The following is a 17,704-nucleotide window of genomic DNA, read 5'->3' on the forward strand; positions in this document are numbered from 1 at the left end:
GAGGTGTAGCCTCACTTAATTATAATGCAGTCCATTCTGCAGAATGTTAACTGCTTGTAACATTCAATATTATCTTCTAATTGACAAGCACCGACAGCGAAAATACACTATCGGTTACTGTCGCTATATAGTTCTTTGGCAAACGGGGTGCTGCAACTCTTGCCAGAGGCAGACGACTCCCATTTATCCAGCAATTCTTTCTGGTAGCCTTTGCCATGCTGTTTTTCCAGATAGGCACGCACCTCAAACACATCGGCAAAGCCGTTGCGATCAGTATCCATCAAGGCAACCTGATCTTCCAGTGAAGGCCCGCTGTAGCGGCCATCCTTGTCAGTAAAATAATCCAGCGCGGATTCCGCATGCACAACCAGGCTGACACTACACATCAGCCAAACGCATGCCATTGAACATCGCAATTTCCCACCATTCATTTTTATCATACTGGCCTCATTTATGCCCTTAGTAGTATGACGTATCTTTCACCTATTCGTGCGCAAACTCTGTGATTTCAGGCACATGAGTGCGATTAAAATCATACCGCGAGCAAGGCAATCTTTTTTTTCCACAGCGCAGGCCCGGTATTGTGCACAGATTCGCCATTGGCACTCACGGCCACAGTCACCGGCATATCCACCACATCAAACTCATAGATGGCCTCCATGCCTAAATCTTCAAAAGCCAGCACGCGGGATTTCTTGATTGCCTTGCTTACCAGGTAAGCTGCACCACCTACCGCCATCAGATAAACCGACTGATGCTTGGCAATTTCAGCCAAAGCATCTTCACCACGTTCGGCCTTGCCGATCGAGCCTAGCAAACCAGTGCTCAGCATCATATCGGTATAGCTATCCATGCGGGTTGCTGTGGTCGGGCCAGCCGGGCCGACCGCTTCGTCGCGGACGGCATCGACTGGTCCAACGTAGTAAATAAAGCGGTTATTGAAATCCACCGGCAAGGGTTCGCCCTTATCCAGCATGGTTTTAATGCGTTTGTGGGCTGCATCGCGTCCGGTCAGAATCTTGCCGGTGAGCAACAAGGTATCGCCGTTTTTCCAGGATTGGGTTTCTTCGCGCGTCACTGTTTCAAGATTAACACGGATAGCTTGCGGACTTGGTGTCCAATGCACATCCGGATAAACATCAGAGTTTGGCGGCGTCAACTCTGCCACTCCTGAGCCGTCAAGCGTAAAATGCACGTGCCGTGTCGCCGCACAATTCGGGATAATCGCCACCGGCAAACTGGCGGCATGAGTCGGGTAGTCGAGGATTTTCACATCCAGCACCGTGGTAAGCCCACCCAGCCCTTGCGCACCTATGCCTAACTGATTGACCTTTTCATACAACTCCAGCCGCAGTTCTTCGATTTTGTTTTTCGCACCGCGGGCTTGTAACTCCTGAATATCAATCGGCTGCATCAATGATTCTTTGGCCAGCAGCATGGCTTTTTCCGCACTACCGCCTATGCCTATGCCCAGCATACCGGGCGGGCACCAGCCAGCTCCCATCTGCGGGACTACTTTCATCACCCAGTCGACGATACTATCGTTAGGGTTCAGCATTGCCAGTTTGGATTTATTCTCCGAGCCGCCGCCTTTGGCCGCGATCTGGATATCAACCGTGTCACCCGCAACCATCTCGATATGGGTAATGGCAGGCGTATTGTCTTTAGTGTTTTTGCGTACTCCGGCAGGATCATTAACGATAGAAGCGCGCAAGGTATTTTCCGGATGCAGGTAAGCACGGTGCACGCCCTCGTTCACCATCTCTGCCACTGTCATATCGCCTTCAAAGCGGGCTTGCATGCCGACTTTGACAAACGCCACCACTATGCCGGTGTCCTGGCACAACGGGCGTTTGCCTTCCGCGCACATGCGCGAGTTGGTCAGAATCTGTGCAATCGCGTCTTTTGCGGCGGGAGATTGTTCTTTTTCGTAAGCAACGGCCAAGGCCCGGATGTAATCTTCAGGGTGGTAGTAAGAGATATATTGCAGGGCATCCGCAACACTCTCGATAAAATCCTGTGTCTTGATCAGGGCCATGGCTTTTCGGTATAGGTGTTCTTGAAATGATTGTGATGGTTAGCGGGCGCTGCTTTTCATGTAGGCAATCGCCGGTCCCACATCTTTACGTAGAATTTTACCATTTTTAGTGCGTGGAAATTCCTTTGCCAGGTAAACCGTTTTTGGTGTTTTGTAAGCGGCCAGGTGTTGTTTGCCAAAAGCAATCAGTTCATCTGCCTGCACTTCACACTCTGGTTTCGGAATCACATAGATCACCACCAGCAGTTTATCTTTCTCAATCTCTTCACCAATCGCGGCGCAATCCGCCACGCCAGGATGACCTTTGTAAACCCGCTCGATCTCATAGGGTGAGACGCGGTAGCCAAAGCTCTTGATAATGTCATCCTTGCGGCCAAGAAACCAGATATAACCATCGGCGTCGTATTTGGCATAATCGCCGGTGAAGAAATAACCATCATGTTTGTATTTGGCGGTTTCTTCCGGCAGATTCCAGTAACTCAGGAACAACCCCGGATCAGACTCAGGCACACAAATCATCCCCTCTTCACCTGCTGCGACCGGCTCGCGCGTTTCCGGGTTCAGCAATTCCAGATCATGTCCGGGCTGCGGAAAGCCAGCCGACCCGGCGCGTATGGGCCGGTAAATACTTTGCGACAGGTAATAGGAAAACTCGCTCATGCCCACCGCTTCATAGATATCCAAGCCGAAACGCTCCCGCCATTGCGTCAGCACTTCATCGGACAAATGCTCTCCGGCGCTCATAAAGTGGCGCACACTTGGTATATCCGCTTGGGTAGCGGTGGTTTTCTGTAATAACTGGCGATAAATCGTTGGCACACCAATAAAGATGGTGGCTTTATGCTTGGCAATCAAGTCCAGCCATTTTTGAGCATCATTCTTACCTTCATGCACAATCACGGTTTTACCCAGATATAAAGGATCCATCAGGCCGGTACCTAACACATAAGTCCAGTTAAACTTGCCGGAATGCATGATGCGGTCTTGCAATTCATCACTGTAATTAAACCAGTACTCTGCCGCGGGCTGGCGTCCTAGCAAAGCCCGATGCGCATGCAATACTCCTTTGGGATATCCAGTCGTCCCTGAAGTGTAGACCAGGTAAGCAGGATCTTCAGCGCGTGTTGCATAAGCGGGCTTGGCTTGTTGAACTACTGACAATGCTGTTTTAAATGACAATACGTTGAACACGCCTGAAGTTGGAACTTCGCTTGTTAACTGCGTCAGTAAAATATGCTTCAGGTTGGGCGTTTGCGCGATGTTTTCCTGCATCTTGACTGACATAGTCGCCCAAGCAGCTGCATCGCTTACCAGCACTACAGCTCCTGAATCTTTCGCCAGATAAGCCACTTCTTCCGCAGTCAGCAAGGTAGACGTTGGCACTGAAACCGCACCAGTTTTCATCGCCCCCAGAAAAGCGATAGGGTAATCCAGGCTATTAGGTAAACGGATCAGGATGCGATCACCCGCAACCACGCCAAGATCGCGTAATACTTGTGCAAAACGATTAGTCTGTTCCGCCAGCGCAGCAAACGTAATCGTACTAGTGCCGAAGGTATCATCCTCCACAATCATGGCAATCTTACCTGCTTTTGCAGTACCCAGATGGCGGTCGCTACAAGCGACACCAATATTAAACAGCTCGGGGATGTCCCAGTGCCATTGTGGATAAGGTGCTAACTGTGTCATCTCAAAACCTTTCCTGAATCTCTAAGCGTGCAGGGTTTTTATCACGCGTCATACGCATTTCTTTTGGAAATGCCTTTTAAGTAATCATCACTCCTATCAATGAGCGAGCGGGATGAAGCACAAGACGCACGGCACGCAGAAACCGGAATGTACTCAAGTACATGAGGATTTCGAGTACCGCGCAACGCAGTGATTCGCCCGCGCAGCCATTGATTAAAGCAGAATGCCGTAGGGCCAGTTCTGGCGTACTACTTGCGCCGGCATCAACTGCAACACATGCAGCGCAAATTCCATATCACTGGTCTTCAATGCCCTTAATGCATGCGCCCGCAACAGCGTCTGCAAGGCCTTACCAAACATAGGCGGATCCAGCATCTCACCGTCGAACTTGATTGCGCCACCCAGCAAAGCATCCGCCTCAATCGCCGCTTTCAGGATCGCCACTTTCTGGTTGATTTCAGTCGGCGATGGCGTGTAAGCGGTTTTGCACAAATGAATATGGCCGGGGTGGATCACCTGCTTGCCAGTCAATCCCATGGCCGCTTCCTGGCAGGCATGCTTGTAAACCACGCGTGACTCGTTATCACCATGCAGATCCAGCCAGCGGCGTACATCATGCGGCTCCACAAATTTGTCCGGCATGATATTGCTACCTATCAGTGTTTCGACGCCGCCAATCACGCCTTTTCCGGCGATCCTGGCTTCAAAAATCATCTGGTTGATAAAGTAAAACAGCTCTTCTATCCAGTGTTCCGGCGTGATATGTATGCCCAGTGCCTTGGAGAAGTCATGGATACCGAATACCACATGTTTTACAGTGTCGTACTGCATCAAGTCCGGCGCGATCTTGAGCGATTTCGGGTGCTCGATAATCGGCTGGATGGTAATGTGCGGGTTAATGCTGATCAGGAAACTGGATAAATCACGCACCTCTGCCGCGCCATAGGACTCCCCTGCTTTCGCCAGCATCACGACATCGATATACTCGCCCATATCGCGCACCAGTTTCATGTCCTCTTCGTACTCATCGGTACGAAAAGAGTTGGCACGGATGGCAATCGTTACCCGCTCGTTCACCTTACGCAGCTTAGGTAGTTCCTGGCGTAGCAAGGTCCGGCTCATTTCCTTTTGCCTACAGCCATCTTCCAGGTCAAAAATCAGCGTGTGTGCATTGGTGAAATGGGCATGCTTGACCATACGGCTGGCTGCCTGCTCCATATCTTCATAAATACCCAGGCTGGGCGCATATTTCACCGGCGGATAATAAAGCTGTATCCCCGGCCAGTAATCACCCAGGGCACTGGCGTCCAGCGCGATTGGCTCTTCCCCCATATGCTGAATCATGCAGTTTCCTGTTCTGCCGATGGCCGGCTTTCCCTTAATTTCTGCAACACGGATGCGTACTCTTTAGCCAGTGATTTTGTGGCTGACACTTGAGTTTGGACCTCTTGTATCAACTCCCAAAACACGTTGTCCGGCAATTCCAGGAGCGTATCCAGCTGTGCCATTTCCGTCATGGTCAGGCCATTAAAATGTTTGCCGACAAAGCGTTGCAATACGATATCCAGTTCCAGCATGCCACGGCGGCAGCGCCAGGCCAGTCGCCGTTGTTCTGCTTCTCGTAAGATTTCCGCGTTCAACATGTCCACTCCTTAAAGTACCTTGATACCAAAGATTTTCTTGCCGGGCGCATCCTGCTTGTGCGATTTGGCAGTCTCTATTTTCAGATCCTTGATGGCTGCAATCGCTGCATTCGGGTTGAGTTTTTTTGGGCAGACATCCGTACAGTTCATGATGTTATGGCAGCGGTATAAACGGTAAGGGTCTTCCAGGTTTTCCAGGCGCGCTTCCTGCTCCTGGTCGCGGCTATCAGCAATAAAACGGTAGGCTTGCAGTAATCCGGCCGGGCCGACAAACTTGTCCGGGTTCCACCAGAAACTGGGGCATGAGGTAGTACAGGCACCGCATAAAATACATTCATACAGGCCATCGAGCTTGGCGCGGTCTTCAGGGCTTTGCAGGCGCTCAGTTTCCGGCGGTGACTCGTGATTTTGCAAATATGGCATCACCGAGTTGTAGTGCTCAAAAAACTGCGTCATATCGACCACCAGATCGCGGATCACCGGCAAGCCCGGCATAGGGCGCAGCACTACCGGTTCCTGCAAATCTCCCAGTTTGGTAATACAGGCCAGGCCATTCTTGCCATTGATATTCATCGCATCACTGCCGCACACCCCTTCGCGGCACGACTTACGCATACTCAAGGTATCATCCAGCGCTTTCACCCGAATCAGCGCATCCAGCAGCATCTGGTCGCTGTCTTCCAGCGCGATATCGTAGTCCTGCATGTAGGGCTTTTTGTCTACGTCCGGATTAAACCGGTAGATGGAGAAACGCATATCAATACACCCTTTTCTTCAACGCAAATGTTTCAACGCTTAATGGCTGCAAGCGCACCGGTTTATAAATCAGCTTTTGTTCGCCGGCAAAATATAGTGAATGCGTTAACCATTTCGTATCATCGCGTTCCGGGAAATCTGCGCGCGCATGTGCACCACGGCTTTCCTGTCGCGCATGTGCTGCACTCATGGTAGCCATTGCCACTTGCATCAGGTTATCCAGTTCCAGCGCTTCCACGCGTGCGGTATTGAATACTTTGCTCTTGTCTGTGATACGCAGATGCGCTGCCTGCTCGGCGACTTGTTCAATCGCACTGACGCCAGTTTCCAGTAACTCCGGAAAACGGAATACACCACAATGTTTTTGCATCACCTGGCGCATGGCGTGCCCGGTGTCGGCTACATTTTCTCCGGCTGAATGACTTTCCAGGCGGTTTACACGGGCGAGAGTGGCTTCTTCTGCATTGGCAGGCAAAGGTTTGTGTGATTGAGTGCTAGCAATATCTGCCGCCATTTTGTCGCCAGCAGCCTTGCCGAATACCACCAGGTCCAGCAATGAATTAGAACCCAGGCGGTTGGCACCATGCACCGATACACAGGCACATTCCCCCACCGCATACAAGCCATTCACCACCCGTTCAGATTCGCCATCATGGATCACTACCTGTCCATCCAGGTTAGTTGGAATCCCGCCCATCATGTAGTGTGCAGTCGGCACGACCGGAATTGGCGCGGCAGTCGGGTCTACCCCGGCAAAGGTTTTGGCGATTTCGCGGATACCTGGCAGGCGTTTATTGATAATGTCTTCGCCCAGATGGTCCAGTTTGAGGTAGACAGCGTCTTTATATTTGCCTACACCGCGACCATCTTTGATTTCCGTCGCCATTGCACGCGCAACCACATCGCGGCTGGCGAGGTCTTTGGCGGTTGGCGCGTAACGCTCCATAAAGCGCTCGCCTTCACTGTTGACCAGGTAACCACCCTCCCCACGCACGCCCTCGGTGATCAGTACGCCGGCATTGAGTACACCAGTCGGGTGAAATTGCCAGAACTCCATATCCTGCAACGGCAAGCCGGCACGTGCCGCCATGCCCAGGCCATCGCCGGTATTGATAAACGCATTGGTACTGGCCTGGAAAATACGGCCTGCACCGCCGGTAGCCAGCATTGTGGCCTTGGCATGAATGACATGGATATCGCCGGTTTCAATTTCCAGCGCTATCACGCCAAGCACATCCCCATCGCTGTCACGGATCAGATCCAGGGCGAACCATTCAATAAAAAATTGGGTGTTGGCTTTGACATTCCGCTGGTATAAGGTATGCAGCATGGCATGGCCGGTGCGGTCAGCCACAGCACAGGTACGGGAAATCGGTTGTTCGCCAAAGTTACGCGTCATGCCGCCAAACGGACGCTGGAAGATACGGCCATTCTCGAGCCGGTCGAAGGGCATGCCGAAGTGTTCGAGTTCAATAATCGCCTTGGCAGCATTGCGGCACATAAATTCGATGGCATCCTGGTCGCCAAGGTAATCCGAGCCCTTGATCGTGTCATACATATGCCACAGCCAGTTGTCGTCAGAGACATTACCCAACGCTGCGGCGATACCGCCTTGTGCAGCCACCGTGTGTGAACGGGTAGGAAATACTTTTGATAGTAAAGCGACATCTGCACCAGACTCTGCCAGCTGTAAGGCGGCGCGCAAGCCGGCACCGCCACCACCGATAATGACGGCATCTACCTTGTGATGCTGAATATTACTTGCACTCATATTATGAACCCGGCCATGCCAATCACCTCAAAACTTCATTCCAGACAAAATCCATACAACCGCCACTGCATTACCCCATACAGCGAGATTCACCAGCCATTGCAATACCGCCCGTATACCTAAATGCGGTACGTAGTCACGCAATACATCGCGTACGCCCAGCCATGCATGCAGCAACATACAAATAAAAAACCAAACACACAGCAAACGCCACCACCAAGGTGCAAATACAGCCACCCAGCCGTCGTAATTCTGTGGTGCCAGCCATAACACACGTACCCAAAACAGCAGCAAACCTGCCACCATGGACAATGCACACAAGCGCTGTGTCAACCACAGCCGCATACCAGGGTACTTTGCGGTCAGCAGTTCTAAAAGCATGGCAGAAACTCAATCTTCAAACGAATATTCCAAACTTATTTCCAGAAGGCAAATATCACAAACAACATAGTCACCGCCACCAAACCCAAGACCACGCGGCTGGAGAATCTTGCTTTTTGCAAAGTGGTCATCCAGTGCACGTCCATCGCCAGATGCCGGAGACCAGCATAAAAGTGATGAAAGAAAGCCCAGGCCAAGCCAGTCAACAGCAGCTTTACCGGCCATTGCTGCAACTGCATTGAAACAGCGGAGTACCCTTGCTCATTGCGCAACGAGAGATACAGTGCCCATAGCATCAACGGCTGTATCAGAAACAGCACTACACCACTGGCCCTGTGCATAATCGACACCACGGCATTGACTGGCAAGCGAATGGTGAACAGATTGAGGTTTTTGGGCCGTTGTTTTTTTGGTTTTTTAACAATCATAATGTCTTCATTTACCTGGTTTGGCCGCCTGCGCCACAGCGCCAGCGACAAACTCCATTAACCGCGGATCAAATGGTTTAGGAATAATGTAATCCTTACCGAAAGAGAGTGATTCCAGCTGGTAAGCATCCAGCACCTGTTGCGGTACCGGCTCACGTGCCAGCGCACTTAATGCTTTAGCAGCTGCGACTTTCATTTCTTCTGTAATCTGCTTCGCCTGTGCATCGAGCGCGCCGCGGAAAAGGTAAGGGAAACACAAAGCATTGTTTACCTGGTTAGGAAAGTCACTGCGACCGGTCGCCATGATGACATCATCGCGTAGCGCAAATACCTGGTCAGGCAGAATTTCGGGATCCGGATTCGCCAATGCAAAGATCACAGGTTTTGCCGCCATATCAGTGACCAATTCTGGCGGCAGGCCATTTTTAGCGGATACACCAATAAATACATCGGCACCAGGCATGACATCTGCCAGGCTATTGGCATCTGTAGTCGCAACGGCCAACTCACGGTTGTTATCGTGTAAATCATCACGTGAAGTATCCAGTACGCCTTTGCGGTCTACCATGGTGATATATTTGGCGCCCATTAATTTGAGCAACTTTGCACACGAGCAACCGGCTGCACCTGCACCTAAAAATACTATTTTCACGCTAGGCAAAGTTTTTCCCTGTAACTCAAGCGCATTCAGCAATGCCGCTGCGACAATCACCGCAGTGCCATGCTGGTCGTCATGAAATACCGGAATATCCAGGCGTTTTTTCAACTCATTTTCTATATAAAAACAGTGGGGGGCGGCAATATCCTCAAGATTAATACCGCCAAAAGTCGGTGCAATATTCACCACCGTTTGGATAAATTCATCCGGCGTCGCAGCATTCACTTCAATATCAAACACATCAATCCCAGCAAAATGTTTGAACAATACCGCTTTCCCCTCCATCACCGGCTTGCCTGCCAGTGCGCCCACATTGCCAAGTCCAAGCACTGCCGTGCCATCGGTAATCACGGCAATGAGGTTACCTTTATTCGTGTATTTATACGCATTGGCAGGATCTACTTCGATTTCACGCACCGGTTCAGCCACGCCAGGTGTGTAAGCCAGCGATAAATCCTGCTGTGTGGCGCATGGTTTGGACGATTCAACGCTCAGTTTTCCCGGCTTGGGAAACTGGTGGTAATCCAGTGCGCGCTTCTTCAAATCGTCCATTATTTTTCCTTAATCTTGCCTTGGCTATCTGGATAGAATGATTAAAAAACTTCAGTAGCAAGGCGGATAAGCGCAGACAGTGCGAGCAGCACGGCAAGCGCAGTCCAACGCCGCTAATGAAGAATTTTTAATCATTCGAGTTCGCTCATGTAGTGATGGTCGTCGGTCAGACACAACCCAAACCGCCATTCCATAGGCTTATCGCCATAAGTAAACGACACCCGCTCAATACTCAATAGTGGATATCCTTCTTTCAAACCCAATGCTTTTGCCACTTCCGCATCCGCCGCTACCGCCTTGATGCGCTCTTCCGCCCGTATCATGCGAATACCAAATTGCGACTCGTACATGCTGTACATCGAGCCATTGCTCTCTTCCACCTTGGCGCGATTCAGGCCTTTGAATGGCGCAGCCGGCACCACGATATGGTCATAAATCAGGGGGCGGCCAGAGAAAGTTAACAGACGCTTTACTTCAATAGTGGTTGCACCGGCCTTGATTTCCAGCACTTTTCCTATGTGCGCATTGGCTTTGCTTTTAATACAGGAGAGAAACTCGTTTTGCAGTAACTCTTTCTGGCCATTTTCTGCTGTGAGCCTTAAAAAACGTAATTTCACGTCATCCTGGTTATGAGTGGCGACAAATGTGCCTTTACCCTGGCGGCGAATCAGGATATTTTCTGTCGCCAGACTATCAATGGCTTTACGCACCGTGCCCTGGCTGACTTTATAACGTTGCGCAAGGTCAATCTCGCTGGGGATCATGTCACCAGGCCGCCACTCACCGCCAATCAGGCTTTGCGTAATCAACACCTTGATCTGATCATATAAGGGTCTGTAACTCGCCGATGCAAACTGCTTATCCATCATTGGTAAACGCTCCAGGTAAACGCTTTATTCATTTTCTGATATGCGAAAAACTTCATTCCGCCATGCTTAATTAATTTATACCATAGACAAAACTCAGATGTCCACTGTTTTATATCTTATATAAGACATAAGATATTCATTGACAGACAAAATTTTATCATCAATAATTCAGTGAAATCTCCCTAACAAGGAAAAAAGAATGCCCTATCCACTCAGACCCAGACGGTCCATGCTGTATGTGCCAGGGTGCAATACACACTACCTGGAACGCGCACGCACGCTGGCGGCAGATTCAGTCATCCTGGATCTGGGCGACCCGATTCTGATTGATGCCAAACTGCAATCACGCGACAATGTGGTGCACGCAGCCAGACAAGGTGGTTATGGCAAACGCGAAGTCGTCATTCGCGTCAATGACCTGGATTCGATCTGGGGTCACGATGATATCCAGGCCGTGGCTAATGTGGGTGCCGATGCCATATTGTTTCCAAATATAGAATCCCGCGAAGACGTTTTGCGCGCGCAACAATTACTGGATGATGCCGGTGGCAAAGACGTGCCCATGATGGTGATGATAGAAAGCCCGCTGGCGGTACTGAATGCCAAAGAGATCGCCGCTGCTTCTGAACGTGTGATCTGTATGGTGATGGCCACCTCAGATCTGATTTCGCAGTTACATGCACGCGTGACGCACGAACGTTCTGCTATCCTGACTTCATTATCCCTGGTGATTCTTGCCGCACGTGCTTATGGTAAAGGCGTCATTGATGGCATCACCAGTGATTTCAAAAATATGCATTCGTTTGAATACGCCTGCCGCATTGGCCGCGATATCGGCATGGATGGCAAGTCACTGGTGCATCCGGCGCAGATTGCTTACTGTAATGACGCTTATACACCTCAGCGCAGCGAGGTTGAACATGCCCGCCTGATTATCAAGGCCTTAAAAGAGGCCAATGAAGCGGGTCGCGGCACAGTGGTCGTCAACGACAAGCTGGTAGAACACCATCATATCAAAGCAGCACAACGCCTGATTCATCTCGCCGAGGCTATCAGCGAACTGGAAGAGGAGTTTATTTAATGCTTAACCCTACTGAAAAGTTTTAAAGGAGGACACCATGCAAAGCAAAATTTCTGCAGGCCGTTTCTTCGAAGACTTCAAACTGCACGAAGTCATCCAGCACGCGACCCCACGCACCATCACTGCCGGGGATAGTGCGCTTTATATTGCCCTGACCGGAGCACGCAACCCGCTGCATTGCAGTGAGCCGCTGGCGCAGGCCTTAGGCTACCCGAATATGCCGATAGACGACCTGCTGGCGTTTCATATCGCCTTTGGTAAAACAGTACCGGATGTGTCAGTCAATGCGGTTGCCAATCTGGGCTATGCCGATGTGCGTTTCCTGCAACCGATTTATGTAGGTGACACGCTGACGACTTCCAGCGAAGTGATAGGTCTTAAACAGAATTCCAGTGGCAAAAATGGCGTGGTCTGGGTACGTTCAACTACGCTTAACCAGCATCAACAGCCTGTGCTTAGCTGGGTACGCTGGGTCATGGTACAAAAAAGAAACCATGAGGCCACTGCCCCGGAAACCGTCATTCCAGAACTACCTGAATTTGTAGCAGCTGAGTCATTAGCTATACCTGCCAACTTCAAGTTACAAAATGACCTGGGCGTTGCCACCCGCGGCAAATACTGGTGGGATGATTACGAAGTAGGCGAATGCATGCGCCACCCATCCGGCCTGACCATCAATGAAACCGACCATACCCTGGCCACACATTTATACCAGAACAATGCCCGCCTGCATTTTGACGCGCACCTGATGAAAAGCACACCTCAAGGCAAGCGCCTGGTCTATGGCGGCGTGGTGATTTCGGCATGTCGGGCACTGAGTTACGAAGGACTGGAGAATGCCATTTCTATCCTGGCGATCAATGGCGGCACGCATGCCAACCCGAGTTATGCCGGTGACACGATTTACTGTCTGACCAAGGTCCTGGACAAATGGTCGCTGCCGCACCCGGAACTGGGCGCATTGCGATTGCGTATGGTGGGCGTCAAGAATATGCCTCCGACCACACTGGAGAATATCAAAACTACCCAGGGCTACCATCCGCACGTGGTGCTCGATCTCGATTACACAGTACTCATTCCACGAAAAGGAAATTGATGATGGCGGTTCATCCAAATCAGGCGTTGTTTAGCGGTGAAAAACCGTTCCCGGTGATCCCGGCCTGTGAGCACTTTGCCGGCAGTGAAAAACTGATTTTAAAGGCATTGTCGCTGCAAGATCCGGCGAACCCAAATGGCGCAGGCCCGGTATTCGATATCACCTGCGACTGCGAAGATGGTGCGGCCAGCGGCCAGGAACAGGCACATGCAGAAATGATAGTACGCATCCTGAACTCTGAGGCCAACCAGCACAAGATGGCCGGTGCACGCATCCATGATTACACCCACCCGCACTGGAAAAAAGATATTGATATCCTGGTTGGTGGTGCCGGCCAGGTATTGAGCTACCTGACGATCCCCAAATGTACGGATATCGCCCAGGCTCGCGAAATGATTGCCTATATTCAGCAGGTTGCCAAGCAGCACGGCATAGATCGCGAAATTCCGGTGCATCTACTGATTGAAACACATGGCGCCCTGCGCCAGGTGCATGAGATTGCGCAACTGCCATGGTTGCAGGTACTGGATTTTGGTTTAATGGATTTTGTGAGTGCCCATCACGGCGCGATTCCAGCCACTGCCATGCGCAGCCCGGGCCAGTTTGACCATCAATTACTGGCGCGTGCCAAAAGTGAAGTCGTTTCCGCCGCGCTGGCAAATGGCGTAGTGCCTGCACATAACGTCACCCTGGATTTGAAAAATGCCGAAGTGACTTACAGCGATGCCTACCGGGCCCGCAATGAGTTCGGGTTCATGCGTATGTGGAGTATTTACCCGACGCAGATCCAGGCAATTGTTGATGCCATGAAGCCCAACTTCGATGAAGTCAGCGATGCTGCCAATATCCTGCTCACGGCGCAAGCCGCCGATTGGGGCCCGATTCAATACGCCGGGGAATTACACGACCGCGCCACCTACCGTTACTTCTGGGAAGTGCTGCAAAAGGCCAAGCAAACCGGTGTCACTATGCCTGCTGAAGCTGAAGCAGCTTTTTTCTAATACCGGCTAACAGGAAACCTGATCATGACTCAATCTCTTACGGCGGGCGCACGCTTTCGCGCCGCGCTGGCGACAGAAAAGCCGTTACAAATCATAGGTGCCATTAATGCCTATCACGCCATGCTAGCGACGCAAAGTGGCTTTAAAGCCATTTACCTGTCTGGTGGCGGTGTGGCAGCGGGCTCACTTGGTTTGCCTGATTTGGGCATTTCCACATTGGAAGATGTGCTGATTGATGTGCGTCGTATCACTGACGCCGTCGATACGCCCTTATTGGTCGATATCGATACCGGGTTTGGTGGAGCTTTCAATATTGCCCGTACCATTAAAAGCGTAGCTAAAGCAGGTGCGGCTGCGGTGCATATTGAAGACCAGGTCAGCGCCAAACGCTGCGGACACAGACCGAATAAGGCCATCGTCAGCCTGGATGAAATGGTAGATCGCGTAAAAGCGGCAGTGGATTCCAAACCCTATGATGACTTTGTGGTCATGGCACGCACCGATGCATTAGCGGTGGAAGGCCTGCAATCAGCCATAGACCGTGCAAGCGCCTGCGTAGAAGCAGGTGCAGACATGATCTTCCCAGAAGCGATGACGGACTTAAACATGTACCAGCAATTCGTCGAAGCCGTCAAAGTGCCAGTATTGGCGAATATCACCGAATTTGGCGCGACGCCATTATTCACAGTTGATGAACTGGCAACGGCTGGCGTAGGTATGGTCTTATACCCCCTCTCCGCTTTCCGCGCCATGAACCAGGCCGCCCTCGCCGTCTATCAGGGTGTGCGCAAGGATGGCACGCAGCAAAACGTGCTTGACCTGATGCAAACCCGGGCCGACCTGTATACCCATCTCGGCTATCACGCCTTTGAAGAAAAACTCGACGCCCTGTTCAAGCAATAAGGGCTCTTGGAGATCATGATGAATACACCTACTGATTTAAACACGTCAACGGAAGCACCCAAACGCAAGAAAGGCGTTGCGCTGGCAGGTGTGGCGGCTGGCACCACCGCTATTTGCACCGTTGGCCATAGCGGCAATGACTTGCACTACCGCGGATACGATATTATCGAGCTGGCAAAAAACGCCACGTTTGAAGAAGTCGCCTATTTGCTGATTTACGGCGAGCTGCCCACCCAGGCACAACTCACGCAATATCATCAAAAGCTCAAAAAGCTGCGCGGCCTGCCCAGTGCACTCAAAGCCGTACTGGAACAGATTCCTGCCGATGCGCACCCTATGGATGTGATGCGCACCGGCTGTTCCATGCTGGGCACGCTGGAACCTGAATCCTCGGACCGGAATACCGAAGGTGCACAAGCACTTGGCGACAGGCTGATTGCCTGTTTTGGCTCTATCCTGGTGTATTGGTATCACTTCAGCCAGCGTGGCACACGCATCGAGGTAGAAACTGATGATGACTCGATTGCCGCACATTTCCTGCATATCCTGCACGGCAAAAAACCTTCCGAACTGCATATCAAAGCCATGAATACTTCACTGGTACTGTATGCGGAACATGAGTTCAATGCTTCCACATTTACTGCCCGCGTGATTGCCGGCACCTTGTCTGACCTGTATTCCTGTGTCACGGGCGCAATTGGCGCCCTGCGTGGCCCTAAGCATGGCGGTGCCAATGAAGCAGCGATGGAAATCATTGAGCGCTACAGCAATCCGGATGAAGCCGAGGCTGACATCATGGCGCGTATGGCACGCAAGGAAATCATCATAGGGTTTGGGCACCCGGTATATACCATCGCCGACCCAAGGAATGAGTCCATCAAAGAGGTTAGCCGCTCACTGGGAGAAGATGCTGGCGATCTGAAACTGTTTGATATTTCTGCCCGCATTGAAGAAACCATGTGGCGTGAGAAAAAGATGTTCCCCAATCTGGACTGGTACAGCGCCTCCAGCTACCACATGATGGGTATCCCTACCGGGATGTTTACACCTATCTTCGTGATTTCGCGCACCACCGGCTGGGTAGCACACGCCATTGAGCAGCGTATCGATAACAAAATTATTCGTCCTAATGCGGAATATAACGGGCCGGATAACAGGCCTTTTATTCAAATTAAACAGCGTTAATCACGCACTTTTGACCTGCATCTTTAGTTCTTCCCGTTGCTTTAAAACATAAAGCATCAAGCCAAGGTGCGTCGAAATTTAAATATTTAACGAATCATGAGCAGCAATTGATTCATTCTTAACCTATTGATAAAGGTAATAAATATGTCAGCCCATATTTCTAATGTACGCCCTGATCCGGATCAGGTGATTGTCGATATCGCCAATTACGTGGCAGATTTTGATATTGACTCTGCCGAAGCTTACGATACAGCGCGTAACTGCCTGATGGATACACTGGGATGCGGGTTTGAAGCATTAGATTATCCTGCGTGTACCAAATTGCTGGGGCCTGTGATTGCCGGGACGGTGGTCCCTAATGGTGCTAAAGTACCAGGGACTTCTTACCAGCTTGATCCCATCCTGGCCGCATTCAATATCGGTGCCATGATCCGCTGGCTGGATTTCAATGATACCTGGCTGGCCGCCGAGTGGGGGCATCCTTCAGATAATCTTGGCGGCATCCTTGCCTCAGCAGATTATATTTCCCGCAAAAATGTAGCCGAAGGCAAAGCACCGCTCACCGTGAAAGACGTGCTGACTGCCATGATTAAAGCGCATGAGATTCAGGGCGTACTGGCACTGGAAAACAGTTTTAACCGTGTCGGGCTGGATCATGTCATCCTTGTTAAAATTGCTTCTACCGCTGTGGTCACCAAACTGCTAGGTGGTCACAAACAGGACATTATCAATGCCGTTTCCAATGCGTTTGTCGATGGCCAGAGCCTGCGCACTTATCGCCATAGCCCGAATACCGGTTCGCGTAAATCCTGGGCTGCCGGTGATGCGACTTCTCGTGCGGTGCGCCTGGCCTGGATGACTTTACAAGGCGAAATGGGCTATCCAAGTGCACTCACTGCCAAAACATGGGGCTTTTATGACGTGTTATTTAAAGGCAATGCTTTTAAATTCCAGCGCCCTTACGGCAGTTACGTGATGGAGCAAGTACTGTTCAAGATCTCGTTCCCGGCAGAATTTCATGCACAAACTGCCGTGGAATCTTCTTTCCAGCTGAATGCAGAAGTCGGGAACCGCCTGCAATCACTGGATGATATTGCCAATATTGAAAAAATCGTCATTACCACGCACGAATCAGCCATCCGCATTATTGATAAAACCGGCCCGATGAATAATCCGGCTGACCGAGATCACTGCATCCAATACATGGCTGCAGTTGGCTTGCTGAAAGGTAAACTGACTGCTCTTGACTATGAAGATGAAGCTGCTGCTGACCCGCGAATCGATGCCTTGCGCGATAAAATGACTTGTGTGGAAAAAGCGGAATATACGCGCGATTACCTTGACCCGGAAAAACGCTCTATCGCCAATGCGATCCAGATATTCTTTAAAGATGGTAGCCAATCGAGCAATATTGCCGTGGAATACCCGATCGGACATCGCCGCCGCCGTGAAGAAGGTATCCCTGAATTAGTGAAGAAATTCAAAGTGAATCTGGCTCGTCGTTTTGATGAAAAAAAACAATCAGAAATATTAACGCTTTGCCAGGACCAGAAAGCACTGGAAAACACCGCCGTAAACGAGTTTGTAGATTTGCTGGCACTTTAGCCTCACCAGCATTTAGTTTTAGCCAGGGCACACTTGTGCCCTTTTTTA

Annotated in this window: 17 protein-coding genes; 6 read left to right on the plus strand and 11 right to left on the minus strand. The window is 50.9% G+C overall.

The genetic code is table 11. The annotated features are described in order from the left end of the window. Window positions 1-107 precede the first annotated feature (107 nt). The 11 genes from ACFQ2T_RS03615 to ACFQ2T_RS03665 form a co-directional block, all read right to left on the minus strand. Complete coding sequence (locus tag ACFQ2T_RS03615) at window positions 108-404, minus strand: hypothetical protein (protein WP_379030622.1); 297 nt, start codon at window positions 402-404, stop codon at window positions 108-110. A 128-nt stretch (window positions 405-532) separates the two neighbouring features. Beyond that, a complete protein-coding gene (locus tag ACFQ2T_RS03620) occupies window positions 533-2,038 on the minus strand; it encodes a fumarate hydratase (protein WP_379030625.1) in 1,506 nt (501 codons plus the stop codon). Window positions 2,039-2,077: 39 nt separating this feature from the next. After that, window positions 2,078-3,727, minus strand: coding sequence for an acyl-CoA synthetase (locus ACFQ2T_RS03625; RefSeq protein WP_379030628.1), 1,650 nt, complete (start codon window positions 3,725-3,727; stop codon window positions 2,078-2,080). A 213-nt stretch (window positions 3,728-3,940) separates the two neighbouring features. Beyond that, window positions 3,941-5,071: an HpcH/HpaI aldolase/citrate lyase family protein gene (locus tag ACFQ2T_RS03630; protein ID WP_379030631.1), complete on the minus strand. Its 1,131-nt coding sequence runs from the start codon at window positions 5,069-5,071 to the stop codon at window positions 3,941-3,943. Beyond that, the gene (locus ACFQ2T_RS03635) at window positions 5,068-5,370 is read right to left on the minus strand and encodes an FAD assembly factor SdhE (protein WP_379030634.1); all 303 of its coding nucleotides are present in this window, start codon (window positions 5,368-5,370) and stop codon (window positions 5,068-5,070) included. Before ACFQ2T_RS03635 ends, ACFQ2T_RS03630 begins: the two co-directional genes overlap by 4 nt. 9 nt (window positions 5,371-5,379) lie before the next feature. After that, complete coding sequence (locus ACFQ2T_RS03640; protein ID WP_379030637.1) at window positions 5,380-6,126, minus strand: succinate dehydrogenase iron-sulfur subunit; 747 nt, start codon at window positions 6,124-6,126, stop codon at window positions 5,380-5,382. Between the two features lies 1 nt (window position 6,127). Next, a complete protein-coding gene (gene sdhA, locus ACFQ2T_RS03645) occupies window positions 6,128-7,897 on the minus strand; it encodes a succinate dehydrogenase flavoprotein subunit (RefSeq protein ID WP_379030640.1) in 1,770 nt (589 codons plus the stop codon). 27 nt (window positions 7,898-7,924) lie between these two features. Then, a complete protein-coding gene (gene sdhD / locus ACFQ2T_RS03650) occupies window positions 7,925-8,278 on the minus strand; it encodes a succinate dehydrogenase, hydrophobic membrane anchor protein (RefSeq protein WP_379030642.1) in 354 nt (117 codons plus the stop codon). Between the two features lie 35 nt (window positions 8,279-8,313). Continuing rightward, window positions 8,314-8,706 carry a succinate dehydrogenase, cytochrome b556 subunit gene (sdhC, locus tag ACFQ2T_RS03655; RefSeq protein ID WP_379030645.1) on the minus strand — a complete coding sequence of 131 codons (393 nt, stop codon included), beginning with the start codon at window positions 8,704-8,706 and terminating at the stop codon, window positions 8,314-8,316. A gap of 7 nt (window positions 8,707-8,713) precedes the next feature. Next, complete coding sequence (locus ACFQ2T_RS03660) at window positions 8,714-9,916, minus strand: malic enzyme-like NAD(P)-binding protein (protein ID WP_379030648.1); 1,203 nt, start codon at window positions 9,914-9,916, stop codon at window positions 8,714-8,716. Window positions 9,917-10,047: 131 nt separating this feature from the next. Beyond that, the gene (locus ACFQ2T_RS03665; RefSeq protein WP_055831433.1) at window positions 10,048-10,782 is read right to left on the minus strand and encodes a GntR family transcriptional regulator; all 735 of its coding nucleotides are present in this window, start codon (window positions 10,780-10,782) and stop codon (window positions 10,048-10,050) included. Window positions 10,783-10,984: 202 nt separating this feature from the next. Here ACFQ2T_RS03665 and ACFQ2T_RS03670 point away from each other — a divergent pair, with 202 nt between their 5' ends. From ACFQ2T_RS03670 to ACFQ2T_RS03695, 6 genes are all read left to right on the plus strand, one after another. Beyond that, window positions 10,985-11,866, plus strand: coding sequence for an HpcH/HpaI aldolase/citrate lyase family protein (locus tag ACFQ2T_RS03670; RefSeq protein ID WP_379030651.1), 882 nt, complete (start codon window positions 10,985-10,987; stop codon window positions 11,864-11,866). A gap of 37 nt (window positions 11,867-11,903) precedes the next feature. Next, window positions 11,904-12,962, plus strand: a complete 1,059-nt coding sequence (locus tag ACFQ2T_RS03675; protein WP_379030654.1) for a MaoC family dehydratase — start codon at window positions 11,904-11,906, stop codon at window positions 12,960-12,962. Between the two features lie 2 nt (window positions 12,963-12,964). After that, the gene (locus ACFQ2T_RS03680; protein WP_379030657.1) at window positions 12,965-13,963 is read left to right on the plus strand and encodes an HpcH/HpaI aldolase/citrate lyase family protein; all 999 of its coding nucleotides are present in this window, start codon (window positions 12,965-12,967) and stop codon (window positions 13,961-13,963) included. A 24-nt stretch (window positions 13,964-13,987) separates the two neighbouring features. Beyond that, window positions 13,988-14,866 carry a methylisocitrate lyase gene (gene prpB, locus ACFQ2T_RS03685; protein WP_379030659.1) on the plus strand — a complete coding sequence of 293 codons (879 nt, stop codon included), beginning with the start codon at window positions 13,988-13,990 and terminating at the stop codon, window positions 14,864-14,866. 18 nt (window positions 14,867-14,884) lie between these two features. Beyond that, window positions 14,885-16,051 (plus strand): bifunctional 2-methylcitrate synthase/citrate synthase, encoded by a 1,167-nt coding sequence (gene prpC / locus ACFQ2T_RS03690; RefSeq protein WP_379033877.1) that lies wholly within the window; start codon window positions 14,885-14,887, stop codon window positions 16,049-16,051. Window positions 16,052-16,195: 144 nt separating this feature from the next. After that, a complete protein-coding gene (locus tag ACFQ2T_RS03695) occupies window positions 16,196-17,656 on the plus strand; it encodes a bifunctional 2-methylcitrate dehydratase/aconitate hydratase (RefSeq protein WP_379030662.1) in 1,461 nt (486 codons plus the stop codon). Window positions 17,657-17,704 lie beyond the last annotated feature (48 nt).

Origin of the sequence: Methylophilus flavus (assembly GCF_042678905.1) — a bacterium.
GTDB lineage: Bacteria > Pseudomonadota > Gammaproteobacteria > Burkholderiales > Methylophilaceae > Methylophilus > Methylophilus flavus.